Here is a 19,967-nt window from a genome sequence, read left to right on the forward strand (position 1 = left end):
CGAGTTATATGAAGGAAGCAGATGCATTGATTATGAATTTATTATACCGCTAAAATCTAAAAGTCTAAAAATTTAATAACTAAAAAAATGAAGGTTGCTTTATTCATACCCTGCTATATAGACCAATTTTATCCAAATGTGGGTATAGCTACTTTACAATTACTAGAAAAATTGGGCTGTGATGTTACTTTTCCTTTGCAGCAAACTTGCTGTGGACAGCCTATGGCCAATAGTGGTTTTGCAGGTCTGAGTAAGGGCTGCGACGTCAATTTTGTTAAAAATTTCTCAGGATTTGATTATATAGTTGCTCCTTCGGGTAGTTGTGTTTTGCACGTAAAAGAACATTTGCATGATGACAAACATCCGGGAGAAGCATTACAGATTCGCAATACTATTTATGAACTCACCGAGTTTCTTACCGATATCCTTAAAGTAGAAAGCATTGATGCCCGTTTTCCTTATAAAGTCGGACTTCATAATAGTTGTCACGGTCAAAGAGGATTGCATCTTTCTTCAATGACCGAAAGAATGTTACCTGAGTTTTCTAAGCCGGAAGAATTGTTAAACATGGTCAAAGGTATAGAGCTTAGTAAACCCAAACGCAATGATGAATGTTGTGGTTTTGGAGGTACTTTCTGCGTGTTTGAAGAAGCGGTAAGCGTGAAAATGGGGAAAGACCGAATAAGCGAACACGAAGCCAATGAGGTAGATTACATAACCGGTGGCGATACCAGTTGTTTGATGCATTTGGAAGGTATATTAAAAAGACAGGGAAGCAAGACAAAAACCATTCATATTGCTGAAATATTGAATAGCTTGTTGTAAAAAATAATTAGTCTTTGAGTAAGGATTAAAAATAAATTTAAAAAGTATGACGGCAAAACATGCTGCATTAGCGGAAAAATTTATAGCAGACGAGCCCAGAACCGATTGGCACGATGAAACGTTGTGGTTTGTTCGTGAGAAACGGGATAAGGCTGCCCATGGTCTACCGGAATGGGAACAGTTAAGGGAATGGGGTTCACAGATAAAAAATCACACACTCTCCAATCTTTCCAATTATTTAAAAGATTTTGAAGAACAAGCCACTGCAAATGGTATCAAAGTGCATTGGGCCGCTGATGGTGATGAACACAATAAAATAATTCATGAAATTATTCGGAAACACAATATTCAAAAAATTGTGAAAAGCAAAAGTATGCTTACCGAAGAATGTCATCTAAATGAATATTTACAGCATCAAGGTATTGAGGTAGTCGATACTGATCTTGGAGAGCGCATTGTTCAATTCAGAAAAGAACCTCCGAGTCATATTGTACTGCCTGCAATTCACTTAAAAAAAGAGGATGTAAGTGCTACTTTTCACGAGCATTTGCAAACCGAAAAAGGAAATAACGATCCGCAATATTTAACCGAAGCCGCAAGACAACATTTACGTAATAAGTTCGTGGAGTCAGAGTTAGCAATAACTGGAGTTAATTTCGCCATTGCCGAAACGGGAGGTTTTGTAGTTTGCACCAATGAAGGAAACGCTGATATGGGCGCGCATACTGCACCCGTACACATTGCTTGCATGGGATTTGAAAAATTAATTCCGAAAGCAGAACATCTTTCTGTTTTTTTAAGATTGTTGGCCAGAAGCGCCACAGGACAGCCAATCACTACTTATTCCAGTCATTTTCACAAACCAAGACCGGGACAGGAAATGCATATTGTAATTCTTGATAATGGCCGCAGCCGACAATTGGGCCGCGAAGATTTTAGAAACTCGTTGAAATGTATTCGCTGTGCTGCCTGCTTCAATACCTGTCCAGTGTATCGTCGTAGCGGAGGTCATAGTTATCATACTGCTGTGGCAGGGCCAATAGGTTCTATTCTAAATCCAAACTTGGATATGAAGGCCAATGCCGATTTGCCTTTTGCATCGACTTTATGTGGCAGTTGTACCAATGTATGTCCTGTGAAAATCAATATCCATGAGCAGTTGTGGAAATGGAGACAAGTGGTTGTAGCCGAAGAATATGTAGCGACCAGTAAAAAAATAGGCATGAAAGGAATGAATTTTGTACTCTCGTACCCCAAAGTATATCGTTTTGCTGGAAAAATGGGAAGATTGTGCATGCATTTATTTCCTTTTGTGGTGAACAATAAATTAAATGTCTGGTATAAGCAAAGAGAAATGCCAGAAGCTCCAAAAGAATCATTCCGTGACTGGTATTTAAAAAACGGGAAAACAAAAAAATAAAACAGAACTCCAGACAACGAAAGAATATGAGTGTAAGGGAAAATATTTTGAATGCCATAGCGGCTAATCAACCTGAATTGGTTTCGCTTCCTGTAATAGATAGAGCCTCTGTTATTCGTTATGAGGATCTGTATACGCAATTTAAAACAGTATTGGAAAGTATTGGAGGAAAAGTGGAATTGATTTCGAATACAGCTTTGCTAAGAGAGCAGTTAGATGCTGATAGATCAACCGGAAGTTTTATTGTGAATACGATAATAGCCCTTGGAGATGTTGATAATCATGTTGCTTCTTTAACGGCAATTGAATTGGAAAAAGTTGATAAAGCTTATGTCGAGGGAACTGTTGGAGTGGCAGAAAATGGTGCTGTATGGATTTATGAAAGCCAAATGATAAACAGACTTGTTCCTTTTATTTGTCAGCATTTGGTTTTGGTAATTGATAAAAAAAGTATTGTGGCAACTTTGCATCAGGCTTACGAAGAAATAGAGGTAGCGCGAGAAGGTTTTGGGGTATTTATAGCTGGACCTTCTAAAACAGCCGATATTGAACAGTCACTAGTGATTGGTGCACACGGAGCAAGAAGTGCAACGGTTTATGTTGTTGAATAAAAATAAATGTAAGTCAATAGGTTAGTCTTGTGGATTAAGTTATAATAGTCCGGAAAGACTTATTTTTAGAATTGTGGATAAATAAGAATTAAATAAAGATAATATTGAGTTAGTAAATATAATTTAGTCATTATATCTTTAGAGTTTCAAAGTAGTATAATTTTAGTAAAAAATATGCGGTATTAATTGTTTTGAATTTGACCACATAAATATAAGATAGATTACAAGAATAGGTTGAGGTAAAATAGATTCTGCCAGTAGTTTTGATTGAATCGAATTGTTTTTATGCCAATATCCATGTAATTTTAGGAATTATTTTTTAGCCTCAATAATGATGGAAATAAATAGGAAAAGAGAGAGTAAATTTTAAATAATTTTCTAAAACGATTTACTAAAATTTATAGCTTTCAAAATAAAGCTTCTTGATTGAAAGGGCGTATAAAGAGTGATTGATTTACAGTATAATATAGGCAACAACTAAGTATAATATAATAATAGCAAGAAAATGAAACTAATACGTTTTGGAGAAGTCGGAAAGGAAAAACCAGGTATTTTAATCGGTGAAAAAAGATTTGATGTTTCATCAATTGTAACTGATTACAATGAAGCATTTTTTGAAAATGATGGATTGGAAAAATTAAAGAAAGCGTTGGAAAGCAATCCTGTTTTACCGGAAGTAGATGCAGCCGTTCGATTGGGATCTCCGGTAGCCAGACCTTCAAAAATTATATGTATCGGGTTAAACTATGTGGACCATTGCCTTGAAACCAATGCTCCAATTCCGGAAGAACCGATAATTTTCTTTAAATCAACTACTGCTTTGTGTGGTCCAAACGATGATGTTATTATACCAAAAAACAGCGAAAAAACAGATTGGGAAATCGAATTGGCTTTTGTGGTAAGTAAAAAAGCGAGCTATGTGGAAGAAGCCGATGCTTTGGATTATGTGGCTGGATACTGTTTGCATAATGATTACAGTGAAAGAGCTTTTCAAATAGAACGTGGCGGACAATGGGCCAAAGGAAAAGGATGTGACACATTTGCTCCACTTGGACCCTTTTTGGCAACACAAGATGAAATTGCAGATGTCAACAATTTACGAATGTGGTTAACGGTTAATGGAAAAATATTCCAAAGCAGTAATACATCTAATTTGGTTTTTAAAATTCCTTTTTTAGTACATTATTTAAGCCAGTTTATGACTTTGCTTCCAGGCGATGTAATCAGTACGGGAACTCCTCCAGGAGTTGGTTTGGGAATTAAACCAGAGCCTATTTACATCAAAGCAGGAGATGTGATTGAATTAGGAATGGAAGGATTAGGGTCAAGTAAACAATTGGCTGTAGCTTACAGTAAATAAATTACGGTTGTAAAAATACATTCTTGTATTGGAAATTATAGTAGACGCATTTCATATTCATTAAAATATAATTGTAGTTATTTATGAAAATTGACAGTCATCAGCATTTTTGGAAATTTCATCCAGTAAAAGATTCTTGGATTAATGACGATATGAAGATACTTCAACGGGATTTTTTCCCCCCAGATTTGCATTCATTACTAAAAGAGAATAGTATCGATGGCTGTGTGGCTGTTCAGGCAGATCAAAGTGAAGAAGAAACTCATTTTCTGTTGGAATTGGCCTCCGCAAATGATTGGATCAAAGGAGTTGTGGGATGGATTGATCTTAGATCTAAAAATTTAGAAGATCGATTACAATATTTTTCACAATACAAAAAGCTGAAAGGTTTTCGTCATATAGTGCAGGCAGAACCCGAAGATGATTTTTTGTTAAGAGATGATTTTTGTGCGGGAATATCAAAATTGGCACAATATAATTTAACCTATGATTTATTGATTTTTCCCAAGCATTTGCCTTATGCTGTTGAATTGGTAAAACGATTTCCACAACAGTCTTTTGTAATAGACCATTTGGCAAAACCAGATTTTAAGCAATTTGATTTTTCTCTTTGGGAAAAAGGAATTCGTGAAATTGCTAATTGTCCGAATGTGTTTTGTAAGGTATCCGGTTTGGTTACCGAAGCCGATTGGAACAACTGGAAAGAATCGGATTTTACCTATTGTCTGGATGTCGTTACAGAAGCTTTTGTAATGAATCGTTTGCTTTTTGGTAGTGATTGGCCAGTAAGTTTACTTGCGGCATCCTATGAGCAATCTTGTGGTATTTTAGTGCATTATTTTTCGAAATTTTCAACGGAACAACAAGATAAATTCTGGGGAGGAAATGCAATAGAATTTTATAATTTATAAATAAAAAACAGTAACATAATAAATCAAAAAATGTTAAAGAGCAATATAGATAAGTCAACAGGATTTGAAAAAAGATTTGAGAACATCAACACCGTAGTTTTTGATAACTCAACTTCGGCTTCGGTGGCTGTCGCAAAAGAAATAGCAAATCTTATCCAGCTAAAACAGGAAAGCAATGAATCTTGCATATTGGGACTGGCAACGGGTTCTTCCCCAAAAGGGTTGTACGCTGAATTGGTGCGTTTGCACAAAGAAGAAGGCTTGAGTTTCAAAAACGTAATTTCATTCAATTTGGATGAATATTATCCAATGGAACCGGATTCCATAAACAGCTATGTGCGATTTATGAAAGAATTGCTGTTTAACCAGGTTGATATTTTACCTGAAAACGTCCATATTCCCGACGGAACTTTGTCAAAAGAAGAAATCGCGGATTATTGCGCCAATTATGAAGCCAAAATAGAGGCTTTGGGAGGTATTGATTTGCAGATTCTCGGAATTGGTGGTAACGGCCATATTGGATTCAATGAATCGGGATCTTTGCAGAATTCCAAAACAAGATTGGTAGCTTTAGATCATATTACAAGAGTGGCAGCAAGTGGCGATTTCAAAGGGTTAAGCAATACTCCAAGAACAGCAATCACATTAGGTGTTAAAAAAATAATGGAAGCCAAACAGGTTATTCTGATGGCTTGGGGAGAAGGAAAATCGAACATCATAAAAGCCTCTGTAGAAGGTACAGTGACCAATCAAATACCGGCTTCCTTTTTGCAGGAGCACAAAAATGCCCTTTTTGTTTTGGACAAAGAGGCTTCCTCAAAACTGACCAGAATCAACACTCCTTGGTTGGTGGAAAAAATTGTGTGGACCGACAAATTGATTCGAAAAGCAGTTTTAGGATTGGCGCTTCATTTGAAAAAACCAATTTTAATGCTTACCGATGCGGATTATATCGAAAATGGAATGAGCGATTTATTGGCCGATTCAGGTCCGGCTTACGATATTAACATTAAGATATTCAATAAATTACAAAATACGATTACCGGATGGCCTGGAGGGAAACCCAACGCAGATGACTCCAACAGACCCGAAAGAGCAGAACCTTCAAAAAAAAGAGTGCTGATTTTCAGTCCGCATCCAGATGATGACATTATCAGTATGGGAGGTACTTTCATGAGGCTGCAGCAGCAGGGACATGAAGTACATGTAGCTTATCAAACCTCTGGAAATATTGCCGTTGCCGATGATGAAGCCTTGCGATTTGCACGTTTTGTTTGTGATTACAATGAAAAATTTGCAATACAAAGTGCTGAAGCGGAGGACATCTATAAAAAGGCGGAAGCCTTTCTTAAAAACAAAAAAGTCAGTAAAATAGACATTCCAGAAGTTCGATACTTGAAAGGGCTAATCAGAAAAGGAGAAGCCCGAGCAACGGCTCACTTTGTAGGTTTGCCAGACGAACAAATTCATTTTATGGAGCTTCCTTTCTATGAAACGGGAACCATCGAGAAAAAACCTTTGGGAGAAGCAGACATTCAGTTGACGATGGCGCTTATCGAAAAGATAAAACCACATCAAATCTATGCGGCCGGTGATTTGGCGGATCCTCACGGTACCCATAAAGTGTGTTTGGACGCCATTTTTGAAGCCACCAGACGCCTCAAACCAAAAGATTTCATGAAAGATTGCTGGGTTTGGCTATACAGAGGCGCTTGGCAGGAATGGGGAATCGATGAGATCGAGATGGCCGTGCCGATGAGCCCGGATCAGGTATTGGAAAAAAGACAGGGAATATTCAAGCACCAATCCCAAAAAGATGGTGTGGTTTTCCAAGGATCCGATGCTAGGGAATTCTGGCAAAGGGCCGAAGACAGAAATAGAGAGACCGCCATGTTTTATCAACAACTGGGACTTGCCACGTACGCGGCTATGGAGGCCTTTGTTAGATGGGAATATTAGTAAAAATTCAATAGTAATAAATAAATTAAAATATAATCATGGTTAGATCATTTATCGTTTCACTTCTTTTATGCAGCGCATTGTCGTTTGCACAGGAAGTAAATATCATTCCCCAGCCAGTACAAGTTACCAGAAACGCAGGGAATTTTGTAATTAACACTAAAACAAGTTTGGTTGTAACCAGTAAAGAGGATAAATCCACAGCGGCTTTCTTGAATAAATATTTATTGGATTACTATGGTTTTGAATTGCCGATAGTTAAAAAAGCTGATAAAAACTCCATTAAGTTGAAAAGTGGTAAGCACATCGAGGGACTTCAAAGTGAAGGCTATAGCCTAAAATCAGATGATAAAGGTGTTGTAATTAATGGAAATTCGCCAATTGGTACTTTCTATGGAATGCAAACATTGATTCAATTGTTGCCTGTTGAAAAAAGTAATAGCCTTACAATTGCGTCTGTAGATGTGAAAGACGAACCTCGTTTTGTATATAGAGGTGCTATGCTGGATGTTGGGCGTCACTTTTTTCCAGTTGCTTTTGTTAAAAAATACATCGATTATTTGGCTTTGCATAAAATGAATTATTTTCATTGGCATCTAACCGAAGATCAGGGATGGAGAATTGAAATTAAAAAGTATCCTAAACTTACTGAAATAGGTTCCAAAAGAAATGGGTCCATTATTGGGAGATACCCAGGTACAGGAAGTGATAATACTCCAGAAGGAGGATTTTACACTCAGGAAGAAATTAAAGATATTGTAAAGTATGCTTCTGATCGTTTTATTACGGTAATCCCAGAAATCGAAATGCCGGGACACAGTAGCGCTGCCATTGCCGCATATCCACAGTTGAGTTGTTTTCCAGAAGAGAAAACCCAACTCTCAGATAAGATGATTTCGGATAAGAGCAAACAAGAATTGGCAAACGGAAAAACTAAAATTGTTCAGGAAACATGGGGTGTTTTTACGGATGTGTATGCTCCAACTGAATATACATTTAATTTTTTGGAAGATGTTATCGATGAGGTGGTGACATTATTCCCTTCAAAATACATTCATGTGGGCGGAGACGAATCTCCTAAAGATGACTGGAAAAGAAGTGAGTTTTGTCAAAAGATGATAAAAGAAAAAGGATTGAAAGACGAGCATGAACTTCAAAGTTATTTCATCCAAAGAATGGAAAAATATATTAATGGCAAAGGAAGAACATTAATAGGCTGGGATGAGATTTTGGAAGGAGGACTTGCACCAAATGCAATTGTAATGAGTTGGAGAGGAGAAGCTGGCGGAATAACAGCAGCAAGAGATAAACATCAAGTAATTATGACTCCTGGAAGTCACGTTTATTTAGATCACTCGCAAACCAAAAATGAAAAGGAAGTTACTATTGGTGGTTTTACGGACTTAGAAAAAATCTACAGTTATGAGCCAGTTCCAAAGGAATTGAATGAACAAGAAGCTAAGTATGTTTTGGGAGCCCAAGGAAATGTTTGGACAGAATACATGCAAAATCCAGCCAAAGTGGAATATATGATTTTTCCGCGTTTGAGTGCATTAAGCGAAGTTTTGTGGTCTCCAAAAGAAAATAAAAACTGGTCTGAATTCCAGACAAAAATTGAAACACAGAAAAAAAGATACAGTTTGTGGGGAGCAAATTACTTTAAAGAAAAAGAATAATGTTGAATAAATAAAAAAGAGCATTATTTTATAAGTTTGTTAGTTAGAAAAAGGGTTTGACATTTAAAAAGTCAAGCCCTTTTTTGAATTTTGTCATGTAGATAGTTTTTTTATGGACGCAATACTTTTCAGAAATCATTTTCGTTACTGTATTAAATTCAAGCCAATGGTTTATATTGCATACTAAAAAAAAGGGATATGAATGATTTAAAAAAATCCAGCAATAAAACCAAAGCTGCAATTGTTTTGCTGATTGTTATGGTTATTATATTAATTAGCAATTTTATCAGACTGCAAAACTCCCAAAAAGCAAACGAAAATATCAATGCAATCTATAATGACCGATTGGTTGTTGCTCACTATATCTTTCAGTATGACAATGAACTTTATTCCATAAAGGCAAAAGCTTTACAAATTGAACTTAATGACTTGGAAAAAAATGCTGCTATCGCGTCTGCCATGCAACGCATTCATAAAATTGATAAATTATATCTAAATACATTTTTGACTTCCAAAGAAAAAGCATCCTTTGTGTCCTTCTTGGCTTCTTGCTCTGCTATTGAAGTTCAGTCGCGAAACAATAACTGGGACCAAGTAACCGAATCCAGTAATCAAGCGCTGAAAACGTTGAAATTGTTGTCTCAAATCCAGATTAATGAGGCTAAATCCAAAATGGAAAGCTCCAATTCCATTCACAGGGATAACACGACCTGGGGTGAACTTCAAATTGCATTATTGGTGGTTTTAGGCGGTTTCGCGTTATATTTGCTAATTGCAAAGAAAACCAAGATTAAAATTAAAATACCAGAAGCACCAAGCATGAACTAATAGCAACTGAAAAAAACATAATTTCATGGATCGCGACCAATTCATTTTCTGCCTCGAAGCTGTTCCCGATGTAGAGATACGTACCACTACCGAAGTGGTTAAAAATCTGGAACAGTTAGCGATAGAACAAGGTATAGCAAGCATTTATAAAACCTGTGACACCATTGAAGGATTAGAAGACAGTTTGAATGCATTACTTTATCATGACCATAATTTTACCGATTACGAAATCATATATTTGGTAATGCCTGGAAAGGAAAACAGCATTTGCCTTAATAATTATTACTACAGTATAGAAGAAATAGCCGAAATTTTTGAAGGCAAAATGAAAGGCAAAATCATCCATTTTGCCAATGCAAAAATATTGGACTTAGACGCAGAAGAAGCACAATACTTCTTAGATATTACGGGAGCATACGCTGTTTCGGGTTATGGTGCGAAATATAATAAAATAGCTAGTTGCAGTACGATAGACAAGGCTTTCTTTAGTTTATGCCAAGAATATGATGATGTAGTGGAAATTGTGGAAAAATTATATCAAAAGCACTATGCTCTATGTAAGTTGTTGGATTTTAGGCTGTATTATTAGTTAATGACTTCGGAAAAATGAACATCCCTTTTGAAGTATCTTTGTATTATAAACTTCAACAATAATGATTCTTTATATCAAAAATATGGTTTGCAACCGTTGCAAAATGGTTGTCAAAGCAGAATTGGAAAAACTCGGCATAACTCCACTCAATATTGAATTGGGAGAAGTAACCATTGAAAAAGATTTGGATGCCTCAGAAAAAGAACGATTGGATCTTGTACTCAAAGAATTGGGTTTTGAATTAATCGATGATAAAAAAAGCCGATATATTGAAAAAATAAAATCCTTAATCATTGAATTGATCCATGAGCAAAACAATGACTTAAAAATAACTTTATCGGATTACTTGGTGCAAAACGTGTATCACGACTATTTTTATCTTTCCAATCTTTTCTCCGAAATTGAAGGAACAACTATTGAGAAATACTTTATCGCCCAGAAAATCGAAAGAGTAAAAGAATTATTGGCTTATAAAGAATTGTCTTTGGGTGAAATTGCTTTCCAGTTGAATTATTCCAGTGTTGCCCACTTGAGTAATCAATTTAAGAAAGTCACAGGGCTTTCGCCAAGTCATTTTAAAAACATACGATTAGGAGGAAGAAAATCTTTGGATGAAGTTTGATGTTGTTAATGAAAGTTTGCGGCAATTTTTTATTCTAAATGTGTTTTAAACAAAAAAAACGCAGCCCATTACGGAATGCGTTTGTATCAACTTAAGAAACGATTTTATTTATCGATTGACCCGAGAACTCTTTTCATGAAAGTGTTTAGGGCTTCTTTTTTGTCGGTGCCTTGTTGTACCATTTTGTGGACTTCAATGGCGCCATACATGTTTGAAATCAATTCTCCGATGACATCCAATTCTTCATCTTTCAATGATGGAATTTCGGTCATGGCTTCCAATACTTCGATGGTTTCAATGATGTAATCCTGATCGTTTTCCTCGATGAACTGGGTCAGGTGTTTTATTACGGGTAACTTCATTTTTAGATTTTTAGATTGCTGGATTTTTAGATAAAAGATTCAAAAATCTAACGGTCTAAAATTCCAATAATTGATTTAAACAATTTCATTAATCAATTCGATTAAAACTTCTTGTTTGTTGGTTTGGGTTTCGTTTACCAATTTTCCATTTACGAAAGTGGCGAAAGTAGGCAAGTTGCTTACGTTGGCTAGTTTTCTGGATTCTGGAGAATTCTCGGCATCAACCAAAACAAATGAAATTCCATCATTTTCTGAAGCCAATTTTTTGAATTTTGGTTTCATGATTCTGCAATTTCCACACCATGAGGCTGAATATTGAACCACCACTTTTTCGTTTTGTGCTATTAAAGCCCCTAACGTATCTTCGTTTAATTCGATTAACATAGATTTTTATTTTAAGTTGCTAAGATTCTAAGTCTCTAAGTTCCTAAGTTCAAAAAAAACTCAGAATCTTAGCGACTTAGTAGCTTAGTGTCTTTTTTAAATTAGTTAAGGCTTAGGTATTCAGCAGTACTTTTTCTGTCAGCATTCATTGCTTCTTTACCAGCTTCCCAGTTTGCAGGACAAACTTCACCTTTTACTTGAATGTGAGTATAAGCATCAACCATACGTAAATATTCGTTTACGTTACGTCCTAAAGGCATATCATTAACGCTTTCGTGGAAGATTTTTCCAGTCTCGTCAATTAAGTAAGTAGCTCTGTAAGTTACGTTTGATCCTTCGATAATAACTGAATCTGTATCTTCGCTGTAGCTAGTAGATTCGATGTCAAGAATTCCTAAAATGTTAGCTAAGTTTCTGTTTGTATCTGCAAGAATTGGGTAAGTTACACCTTCAATTCCACCGTTGTTTTTTGGAGTATTTAACCAAGCAAAGTGTACTTCGTTAGTATCACAAGAAGCTCCAATTACGATTGTGTTTCTTTTTTCAAATTCCGGTAGCGCCGCTTGGAAAGCGTGTAATTCTGTTGGACATACAAAAGTGAAATCTTTTGGGTACCAAAACAAAAGTACTTTTTTGTTGTTTTTTGTAGCTTCCTCGAAAATGTTGATTTTTAAATTATCACCCATTTCTGAAATAGCGTCTACTGCAATACTTGGGAATTTTTTACCTACTAATGACATTTTTTTAGTTTTAAAGTTATTTTATGCCGCAAATATAATAGATATAAAAAGGTGTTTTAAATAAATTTTGATTATTAATATTTATTTAGTGATAGTGTTTGGTTATTAAGAGTTGTTAAATACCTGTGATTGAAACCGGTAAACTTCCTTTTCCTTTTTTGTCTTCCAATAATTGTTCGGCTGCACTTTCCTGAAATTCCACAAAATCTTGGTACATCTCCACAATTCCGTTGGTGTGTTGCAAATTTGGGATTACTTGTAAAGCATATGGGTTTCCAAAAACATAAAGAATGCATTTTTTGGTTTGAAACAATTGTCCTAAAAATTCCAAAACTGAATCTTCCAGATTGAATTTATTCAAGGGTTTGGCTTTGGGAACAAACAAAGAAATAAGTATGGTGTCAAATGGTTTTAGATCTTCTATGAGTGTTGTGTCAATTAAGTCATTGGCATTTTCAATCGCATATTCAGGGGATGGCAAGATGGGACCTAAGGTTTTAAAAAATGGATTATCGATAGGTTTGTAAACACTCAATTTAGCGAGACGTTCCCTGTTTTTTGCATCAAAAAGAACCACAGAACTGTTGTTGTCCTTGAGGTCGGTAATGCAATAATCGGCTATTTTTCGATTCAGTTCGGAAGTGATTTTAAAGTCAAAATCGGCAGCAGGACTTGGATTTTCTTCGAAAAGACCCGCTTTTTGTTTGCATTTCATAATGCGGTTCAAACTCGCTTCGATTCGCTCCGGACTTGCACTTTTTAATATTTCCTGAATCCCTTCGGCTACATTTTCGGCAAAACAAAGGACGTCGTTTCCTGCGTTGAAAGCTTCCCATTCCAGTTGGCCTTTAACATCATATAGTTTGGAAACACTATGCATATTCAAAGCATCTGAAATAACCAGACCATCATAGCCCAATCGTTCGCGCAAAAGCGACTCGATAATGTTTTTGGATAAAGTGGCAGAGGTTTCCTTTCCGTCGTTCAAAGCGGGAACGGCTAGGTGACCTATCATGATTGAATCAACCTGGTTTTCAATTCCTTTTATGAAAGGAACCAATTCATTTTCGAGTAATTGCTCCAGGTTTTCCTGTAAAACAGGTAATCCCAAATGGGAATCGACATTGGTATTACCGTGACCCGGGAAGTGTTTTAAACACCCTAGAATTCCAACATCTGACATTCCGCGGAGGTATTCCAAAGCATATTGAGCCACTTTTTCTTTGTTGGAACCAAAAGAACGGTATCCAATCACAGGATTGTCAGGGTTGTTATTAATATCGGCCAACGGTGCCAAATTATAATGGATTCCAGCCGATTTTAAGTCTAATGCAATTTGTTTTCCCACTTGGTACACCAAGTCGATTTTCCTTTCGGGCAATGCGCCAAGAGTTATGGCATAAGGGTATTGAGGTGTTTTTTCTACGCGCATGGCCAAGCCCCATTCGGCATCAATACTCATCAATAGGGGAGTGGTGGCACATTTTTGATAACGTACAATCAGGTCTTTCAAACGTTGATAGCTATCGTCATTGAATTCTACTTTTTTCTTGCTCTCATAGTTGGTAGCCGCACTGGCTCTGCTATGAAAAAACGTCAATCCACCAATGTTATGTTCCTTGATTAACCGTTCCGTTTCCTGAATATTCTCTTCCGTGTCGTTGATGAAAACGGCAGGAAAAAAGAATTGTCCTATTTTTTGTTCTAGTGTCATTTTAAAATGAATATGATATTTAGTTTAACCATATACGACATATAAGTTGAAATTTGTATAATTACTAAAGTTAAGTATTTGATAATCATTATTTTAAATAAACTTATTGATTTATATGTTTTCTGAAAAAAATGTGCTTATTTCTCTTCTACTTTCTTACCATACTCATCCGGATAATCCAGGTATTGGGATAAAATCAATCCCGGGATGGTGGCGCAAAATACCCAGATGAAGAAATTGCCATAACCTAAATACTCTTGTATAAAACCACTCGCCATACCAGGAAGCATCATGCCCAATGCCATAAAGCCAGTGGCAATAGCGTAGTGCGAAGTTTTGGATTCACCATCGGCTATGTAAATTAAGTACATCATAAAGGCCGCAAAACCAAAACCGTATCCAAATTGCTCAGCAATAACAGCGGCATAAATATAATAAACCGATGTTGGATGAAAATAAGCCAAGAGCACAAAACCAATTATAGGCAAGTGCATAGCAAGGAACATTCGTAACATCCATTTGCGCAGCCCTTCTTTGGAAATAACGATACCACCCAGAATTCCTCCAATTACAAGGGCAATTACTCCAAAAGTTCCATAAATGATTCCCACATCTTCAGTGGCTAATCCCATGCCTCCTTTTGTTTTGCCATCGATTAAAAAAGGAGTCAGCATTTTTAATAATTGGGATTCACCCAATCTGAAAAGTAAAATAAAAGCAAGTGCAATTCCAATTTGTTTCTTTTGAAAGAAAGAGGTAAAGACTTCGCTGAAACTTGTTTTTTGACTTGCATCGGTTTCGGCGATTTCTTCTACTTTGGGAGTGGAGAAAAAGTTGTAAATGGTAAGGGAAATAGCAATCAAGGCGACAAAAATCATGGTATATGACCACGCTTTGGTATTGTCTCCAAATTTATTTTCCAAAAAGCCTGCAAGAATTACAATTAGTCCATTTCCCGTAAGCATCGAAAGTCTATAAAATGTACTTCGGATCCCTAAGAAAAAAGCCTGTTGTTCTTTGGCCAATGCCAACATATAATAGCCATCGCTTGCCACATCATTGGATGCCGAAGCAAATGCCCCAACCCAAAACAGCGCCAAACTCAATATGAAAAAATGATTAAAAGAGATTGTAATACCCACTATCAGAAAGGTAATTGCAATCAATAATTGCATCGCCAAAAACCATTTTCTTTTGGTGGCATACAAATCAATAAACGGACTCCAGATTGGTTTGATGACCCAAGGTAAGTAGAGTAAACTGGTGTAAAAACCAATGTCTTGGTTGTCAACACCCAAGTCTTTATACATAATAACCGAAACCGAAATAATAATCGCATACGGAAAACCCGATGAAAAATTTAAAAACGGAATCCAATACCAGGGCTTGTTGTCTTTCATTATTTTTTATATTGTTTAATCGTTTGAATCGTTTAAAGGTTTAATTGTTTAAAAGTTTAATTGTTTTAACCAGTTATAAGTTGAACCATTTTAAACTTTTATTTAGTTTGCGTTTCAACTTGTAAATCGATTATGGTCTCAGGACTTTCGTTGGCATAATAATCCACGAAAGTAAAAGCAAAGGCCGTTTTGCCAATCATTTTATAATCGGGCACTTCGATGCTGAAGCCTTCATTTTCTTCTGTGACAGCAATTTTATCCAGAATTTGTGACGCATCATTTATGTTTATTTTAGAAGCATCTTTGGCACCGTACACCACTATATATCTAACTTTTGACAGCAATTTTGGTTTCTGAAAAGAGATATAATAATTGGCTGTGTCCTTTGTGATGGAATTGATAGCGAGTGTTTCTGTGATTGCCTTTTTGAAATTAGGAACCGGCAATGGTAACGCTGGATATTTGTATTCATACTCTTGAAGTACTTTGACCACATCCATATTTTTGTTCATAAACCATTTGGCACTAAAAAAGCCATTTCCTTGTACATTTGGATAGGAGCGGGTAAGGTCAATTTGATTCGGAATTTCGAATTTATTATTCCAGTGTTTATCAGAATCGGCTTTGATTTTGTAGGTGCTGTTCCCGACATACAATGCGGTGTTGCTTGGCACATTTTCAGACCACCATTTCATTAATTTGGCATACGAAGCCGTTTTATGGTCAATGCTCCAGTACAATTGCGGTACGATATAATCAATCCAGTTGTTGTTCATCCAATCAACAGGATCTGCGTATAGGTCGTCATAATTGGTTTGTCCTGAAGATGTATCGGAACCTTTTGGGTCAACCGATTTGTTGCGCCAAACCCCAAACGGGCTAATACCAAATTGTACCCATGGCTTTAGTTTTTTGATGCTGGAAGAAATATTTTTGACAAAAGTAGTCACATTGGAACGTCTCCAATCCGCAAGGGAAAGTCCGTTTCCAAATTTTTGATAGGAAGCAGCGTCATTAAATTCGATTCCTTTTATTTTGTAAGGATAAAAATAATCATCAAAGTGTATGGCGTCAATGTCGTATTTTATCACCACTTCTTCAACAATCGATGTTAGGTGTTGCTGCACTTCGGGTAGGGCAGGGTTGTAATAGTATTTGCCACCATATTCAATCATCCATTCGGGATGTTTGTAATAATCGTGGGTTGGACTTAAGGTTTCGGTTTTCAAGTCGAAAGTGGCGCGATAGGGATTGAGCCAAGCGTGAAATTCGAAACCACGGGCATGGGCTTCAGAAATCATCCATTCGAGTACGTCATAATTTGGAGTAGGTGCTTTTCCTTCTCTTCCAGTCAGGTAACGGGACCAAGGTGCCAAAATTGTTGGATACAGCGCATCACCCACAGAACGAATTTGGACAATTACTGCATTGTAATTGAGTTTTTGATACGTATCCAAAATGTCGATAAAATCAGCCTTTTGTTTCTCAACCGAATCCATACTGCTTTTTGGCCAGTCGATATTGACAACAGTGGCGATCCAAACGGCTCTAAATTCGTTTTTGGGGTGCATCTCTCTTTTTTGGGAATACCCAATGACAGCAAAAAGTAGAAGATATATAGTTGGGAATAGCAGGGACTTCTTTAGAATCATTTTCACTCATTTTATAAAGGAATCAAAAGTAGTTTTTTTAGCTAAGTTTATTAAATTAATTATCAATAAAATTAGTGATACCGTTTTGGTTTTGCATTATTACTAAAAAGTATGCTAATGTGCCTAATCCAGCTATCCGCTATAGCCCTCCATTAGAACGCTTTTTTTACTAGCAACTCCAGGAGCTTCCGCTGGTCGCTCTGTAGTAGCTGTAAAAAATAGTGTTCCAATTCTCGGGGCTATCGTTGCTATCTGGGGCAGGGATTGAGTGTGTTGATGAAGCTTTTTTGTGATGATTTGAAAAAAACTTAATAATAAAGTTAGTCACGGGAAAAGGCGGGAGACATTTGGCATATTTTTATGGTTTTTGATGAACTTTAAAAAGCTACGCAAAGTCATGAGACTTTTCGTAGCTTTTAGAGATATACACTTCGTGGAGCGGGGCGATCAGGGTATTATGTCTCTTTCTTTTTAATAAAAAAAATTGGCTCAACATCAAAAGCAAATCCCTCAATAGGTTTACGTTCTTCCCATATTTCTTCCATTTCATTTTCTTTAGCTTCATAACTGGGATCATATCCGTGATGCGGAAAATCTCTAAAATGCTCTTGAGCTTCTTTTAGCGGTAATAACGTAAAAATGTCTTCAAAAGAATTCTCTATAAAAAAAACAAACCCTTTATATTTGCAATAAGTCGAAACTTGATAAGCCGAAACAATTTCATTAATGTCAAGATCTATATATATCTTTTCTTTAAGTTCTTTTTGAGTATATTTTTTAAATCCTAGGTTTAATAAATTTTGGCTTATGCTTGCCTGTAATCTATAACTATTATCTTTTTCAAAAAACCTATATTCCCCTCCTCTATATTTAGCGTAGCAATCATTTCTAATTTCCATATTCATAAATTATTTACTAACAAATTTATTTAAATCTTTACTATAAATACCTCTTAAGATTTCAGAACCATTATTATATACCTCCCATAATTCGGCTCCATCCTCAAAATAATTATTGTATCCATCCAACAACCATTCTGGTGCACCTAATCTTCCTTTATTACCTGATGAAAATCCATGGTTTGTAAATGGAAATTTATTTTTCTTTACCAGCTATCCGCTATAGCCCTCCATTAGAACCCTTTTTTTACTAGCCACTCCAGGAGCTTCCTCTGGTCGCTCTGTATTGGCTAGTAAAAAAATAGTGCTCTAATTATCGGGGCTGTCGCTGCTATCTGGGGCAGGGATTTGGTGCATTGATAAAAGTTTTTTATAATGATTTGAAACATTCATAAATCTAAAGGCATTTAGGGGGAAGGCGGGAGATTTTTTATCTTATTTATGGTTTTCAAGAGCTTTAAAAAAAACGCAAAGTCAGGAGACTTTGCGGAGCGGGGGGCTATTCTAAACTTTTATCTTGCCTATCTTTATCCTTCTTTTCTTTTTCAATTCTTGCTAAATCTATAGAGTCCCATTCTTGTTGTAAAATATTACCTCTGAATACCTCTGGACCTTCATTTAAGCTGGCTTCTATTTTCCTTTTTTCTTCTTCCTGCTCTTCTTTTGTTAATGAATTCCAACGTTTTTTTTCTTCTTTTTTTGAATTTCACGTATTTTTTCAGAAATCTTAATTTGGTCATCGAAAGATAAAAGATCTAACTGTAACAAAATGTTATATTCAACCGGGGGAGGATATTTAATTGGTGGGGGATAATTTAACTTCATCATAGCCAATATCTCAATATTTTCTCTATTTATTTCAATAGGGAAATCCTCTGGTTTAATAATTTTTTTCATAATAATTTAATGGTTTACCTAATTCAATAAAATCTATATAATCAAAGTATCACCATCAGTAATTCTTTTAGATTGTCGATATACTTTGTGGGCACGGATTGCAAATGCGCGATCGTATGTAGAGATATATCCGCGCGATCGGGAGTAGCTATACTTTGAGTAGTTGTAATTATCTATTTTTCAAAAACTCCATAAATAAAAATACTTTCTGGCATATTACCTCCTTCTAAACAATAGATGACGATTAATTTGTCATTTTCGGAAATTTCTAACTGTCTTGTACTATGATTATCGGTGTAGGCATAAGAAACTCCATTTTCTTCCTTTATTTTTAGATCATATTTTTTTGATATCAACTCAAGTCCTTCTTTATCAAAATATCGAAAAGTAGATAGTACTTTCACATTTTCTTTTATAATGTAAATTCTTTTATTTAGAATTTCTACATATGAGTTACTCCAAATTGAATAGTCAGTAGAACTTAGCCAATCATCGTATTGATTGATAACGTGATGTGATTTTAAGCCATCGAAAAAGGTATATAAAGTGTTTTCTTTATTTTTTTCTAATGATTTCATATCATTTGATATTTTATTTTTTAAGTTCTTTAATGATTCATCCATTTTTATTAGCCAATTTTTTGGAAGAGAATTATTATCAACATTTATCTCAATGATTTTTAGTGAAAAATCGTAGAGAATTTTATCAAATTTATGTTCTTTTAATATTGTTTCATTTGCTATTCCATCATATACATAAATATATATATCGCCGATTTCAATATTAAGATTTTCTTTATCTTCCCAATCCATTTGGTTATAGAACAAAATGCTAGTATTCTCTATTCCAAATCCTCCTGTTGAACTAATAGTTTGGACTATATATTCAGGAAAAGCTATCGTTTTTAAGCTAGAAAAAAACATACTTAATGTACTATTGATAGGATCAAAATTAATTCTTAATTTATTAGGAGAAGATGAGTCTTTAGTTATTATCCAATTCATAAATACATTTTTAATCAAACCAGAAACTTGTTATCTTTTCATTATTACTAGTAAACATAATTTTATAACCTTCAGATGTCAAACCTTCAGATGGATTCCGCTCTGCGAAGT

19 protein-coding genes are annotated in these 19,967 nt (G+C 35.6%); 10 read left to right on the plus strand and 9 right to left on the minus strand.

Annotated elements, in window-relative coordinates:
* Positions 1-87 precede the first annotated feature (87 nt).
* The 10 genes from HQN62_RS09905 (at position 88) to HQN62_RS09950 (ending at position 10,804) form a co-directional block, all read left to right on the plus strand.
* Positions 88-825: a (Fe-S)-binding protein gene (locus HQN62_RS09905; RefSeq protein ID WP_173504242.1), complete on the plus strand. Its 738-nt coding sequence runs from the start codon at positions 88-90 to the stop codon at positions 823-825.
* A 46-nt stretch (positions 826-871) separates the two neighbouring features.
* Positions 872-2,245 carry a lactate utilization protein B gene (locus HQN62_RS09910; protein WP_173504243.1) on the plus strand — a complete coding sequence of 458 codons (1,374 nt, stop codon included), beginning with the start codon at positions 872-874 and terminating at the stop codon, positions 2,243-2,245.
* Positions 2,246-2,271: 26 nt separating this feature from the next.
* Positions 2,272-2,856: a LutC/YkgG family protein gene (locus tag HQN62_RS09915; RefSeq protein WP_173504244.1), complete on the plus strand. Its 585-nt coding sequence runs from the start codon at positions 2,272-2,274 to the stop codon at positions 2,854-2,856.
* Between the two features lie 505 nt (positions 2,857-3,361).
* Complete coding sequence (locus tag HQN62_RS09920; RefSeq protein WP_173504245.1) at positions 3,362-4,216, plus strand: fumarylacetoacetate hydrolase family protein; 855 nt, start codon at positions 3,362-3,364, stop codon at positions 4,214-4,216.
* A gap of 83 nt (positions 4,217-4,299) precedes the next feature.
* Entirely contained in the window at positions 4,300-5,127 is an 828-nt protein-coding gene (locus HQN62_RS09925) for an amidohydrolase family protein (protein ID WP_173504246.1), read from the plus strand.
* Positions 5,128-5,157: 30 nt separating this feature from the next.
* Positions 5,158-7,086, plus strand: a complete 1,929-nt coding sequence (gene nagB / locus HQN62_RS09930) for a glucosamine-6-phosphate deaminase (protein WP_173504247.1) — start codon at positions 5,158-5,160, stop codon at positions 7,084-7,086.
* Between the two features lie 38 nt (positions 7,087-7,124).
* Complete coding sequence (locus HQN62_RS09935; protein WP_173504248.1) at positions 7,125-8,762, plus strand: beta-N-acetylhexosaminidase; 1,638 nt, start codon at positions 7,125-7,127, stop codon at positions 8,760-8,762.
* 198 nt (positions 8,763-8,960) lie between these two features.
* Positions 8,961-9,590 carry an MCP four helix bundle domain-containing protein gene (locus HQN62_RS09940; protein ID WP_173504249.1) on the plus strand — a complete coding sequence of 210 codons (630 nt, stop codon included), beginning with the start codon at positions 8,961-8,963 and terminating at the stop codon, positions 9,588-9,590.
* Positions 9,591-9,615: 25 nt separating this feature from the next.
* Complete coding sequence (locus tag HQN62_RS09945) at positions 9,616-10,179, plus strand: DUF6642 family protein (RefSeq protein ID WP_173504250.1); 564 nt, start codon at positions 9,616-9,618, stop codon at positions 10,177-10,179.
* 64 nt (positions 10,180-10,243) lie between these two features.
* Entirely contained in the window at positions 10,244-10,804 is a 561-nt protein-coding gene (locus HQN62_RS09950) for an AraC family transcriptional regulator (RefSeq protein ID WP_173504251.1), read from the plus strand.
* Positions 10,805-10,908: 104 nt separating this feature from the next.
* On the opposite strand, the gene HQN62_RS09955 is transcribed toward HQN62_RS09950, so the two are convergent.
* From HQN62_RS09955 to HQN62_RS09995, 9 genes are all read right to left on the minus strand, one after another.
* Positions 10,909-11,166, minus strand: coding sequence for a DUF6952 family protein (locus HQN62_RS09955; protein ID WP_077378508.1), 258 nt, complete (start codon positions 11,164-11,166; stop codon positions 10,909-10,911).
* Between the two features lie 75 nt (positions 11,167-11,241).
* Complete coding sequence (locus tag HQN62_RS09960; RefSeq protein WP_173504252.1) at positions 11,242-11,550, minus strand: thioredoxin family protein; 309 nt, start codon at positions 11,548-11,550, stop codon at positions 11,242-11,244.
* Positions 11,551-11,651: 101 nt separating this feature from the next.
* Positions 11,652-12,290, minus strand: coding sequence for a peroxiredoxin (locus HQN62_RS09965; RefSeq protein ID WP_077378516.1), 639 nt, complete (start codon positions 12,288-12,290; stop codon positions 11,652-11,654).
* Between the two features lie 115 nt (positions 12,291-12,405).
* Positions 12,406-14,004 carry a glycoside hydrolase family 3 protein gene (locus HQN62_RS09970; RefSeq protein ID WP_173504253.1) on the minus strand — a complete coding sequence of 533 codons (1,599 nt, stop codon included), beginning with the start codon at positions 14,002-14,004 and terminating at the stop codon, positions 12,406-12,408.
* A gap of 137 nt (positions 14,005-14,141) precedes the next feature.
* Entirely contained in the window at positions 14,142-15,404 is a 1,263-nt protein-coding gene (locus HQN62_RS09975; protein WP_173504254.1) for an MFS transporter, read from the minus strand.
* 98 nt (positions 15,405-15,502) lie between these two features.
* Complete coding sequence (locus HQN62_RS09980) at positions 15,503-17,056, minus strand: glycoside hydrolase family 10-like protein (RefSeq protein WP_173504255.1); 1,554 nt, start codon at positions 17,054-17,056, stop codon at positions 15,503-15,505.
* Positions 17,057-17,511: 455 nt separating this feature from the next.
* Complete coding sequence (locus HQN62_RS09985) at positions 17,512-17,955, minus strand: guanylate kinase (RefSeq protein WP_116795385.1); 444 nt, start codon at positions 17,953-17,955, stop codon at positions 17,512-17,514.
* A gap of 666 nt (positions 17,956-18,621) precedes the next feature.
* Positions 18,622-18,852, minus strand: coding sequence for a hypothetical protein (locus tag HQN62_RS09990; protein ID WP_173504256.1), 231 nt, complete (start codon positions 18,850-18,852; stop codon positions 18,622-18,624).
* A 173-nt stretch (positions 18,853-19,025) separates the two neighbouring features.
* Positions 19,026-19,856, minus strand: coding sequence for a hypothetical protein (locus tag HQN62_RS09995; protein WP_173504257.1), 831 nt, complete (start codon positions 19,854-19,856; stop codon positions 19,026-19,028).
* Positions 19,857-19,967 lie beyond the last annotated feature (111 nt).

Origin of the sequence: Flavobacterium sp. M31R6, from assembly GCF_013284035.1 — a bacterium.
Lineage (GTDB): Bacteria > Bacteroidota > Bacteroidia > Flavobacteriales > Flavobacteriaceae > Flavobacterium.

Bases quoted from the DNA above. Each gene is read 5' to 3' on its own strand.
- HQN62_RS09905 (WP_173504242.1), top strand. From the start codon at position 88: ATGAAGGTTGCTTTATTCATACCCTGCTATATAGACCAATTTTATCCA.
- HQN62_RS09910 (WP_173504243.1), top strand. From the start codon at position 872: ATGACGGCAAAACATGCTGCATTAGCGGAAAAATTTATAGCAGACGAG.
- HQN62_RS09915 (WP_173504244.1), top strand. From the start codon at position 2,272: ATGAGTGTAAGGGAAAATATTTTGAATGCCATAGCGGCTAATCAACCT.
- HQN62_RS09920 (WP_173504245.1), top strand. From the start codon at position 3,362: ATGAAACTAATACGTTTTGGAGAAGTCGGAAAGGAAAAACCAGGTATT.
- HQN62_RS09925 (WP_173504246.1), top strand. From the start codon at position 4,300: ATGAAAATTGACAGTCATCAGCATTTTTGGAAATTTCATCCAGTAAAA.
- nagB (WP_173504247.1), top strand. From the start codon at position 5,158: ATGTTAAAGAGCAATATAGATAAGTCAACAGGATTTGAAAAAAGATTT.
- HQN62_RS09935 (WP_173504248.1), top strand. From the start codon at position 7,125: ATGGTTAGATCATTTATCGTTTCACTTCTTTTATGCAGCGCATTGTCG.
- HQN62_RS09940 (WP_173504249.1), top strand. From the start codon at position 8,961: ATGAATGATTTAAAAAAATCCAGCAATAAAACCAAAGCTGCAATTGTT.
- HQN62_RS09945 (WP_173504250.1), top strand. From the start codon at position 9,616: ATGGATCGCGACCAATTCATTTTCTGCCTCGAAGCTGTTCCCGATGTA.
- HQN62_RS09950 (WP_173504251.1), top strand. From the start codon at position 10,244: ATGATTCTTTATATCAAAAATATGGTTTGCAACCGTTGCAAAATGGTT.
- HQN62_RS09955 (WP_077378508.1), bottom strand. From the start codon at position 11,166: ATGAAGTTACCCGTAATAAAACACCTGACCCAGTTCATCGAGGAAAAC.
- HQN62_RS09960 (WP_173504252.1), bottom strand. From the start codon at position 11,550: ATGTTAATCGAATTAAACGAAGATACGTTAGGGGCTTTAATAGCACAA.
- HQN62_RS09965 (WP_077378516.1), bottom strand. From the start codon at position 12,290: ATGTCATTAGTAGGTAAAAAATTCCCAAGTATTGCAGTAGACGCTATT.
- HQN62_RS09970 (WP_173504253.1), bottom strand. From the start codon at position 14,004: ATGACACTAGAACAAAAAATAGGACAATTCTTTTTTCCTGCCGTTTTC.
- HQN62_RS09975 (WP_173504254.1), bottom strand. From the start codon at position 15,404: ATGAAAGACAACAAGCCCTGGTATTGGATTCCGTTTTTAAATTTTTCA.
- HQN62_RS09980 (WP_173504255.1), bottom strand. From the start codon at position 17,056: ATGATTCTAAAGAAGTCCCTGCTATTCCCAACTATATATCTTCTACTT.
- HQN62_RS09985 (WP_116795385.1), bottom strand. From the start codon at position 17,955: ATGGAAATTAGAAATGATTGCTACGCTAAATATAGAGGAGGGGAATAT.
- HQN62_RS09990 (WP_173504256.1), bottom strand. From the start codon at position 18,852: ATGAAAAAAATTATTAAACCAGAGGATTTCCCTATTGAAATAAATAGA.
- HQN62_RS09995 (WP_173504257.1), bottom strand. From the start codon at position 19,856: ATGAATTGGATAATAACTAAAGACTCATCTTCTCCTAATAAATTAAGA.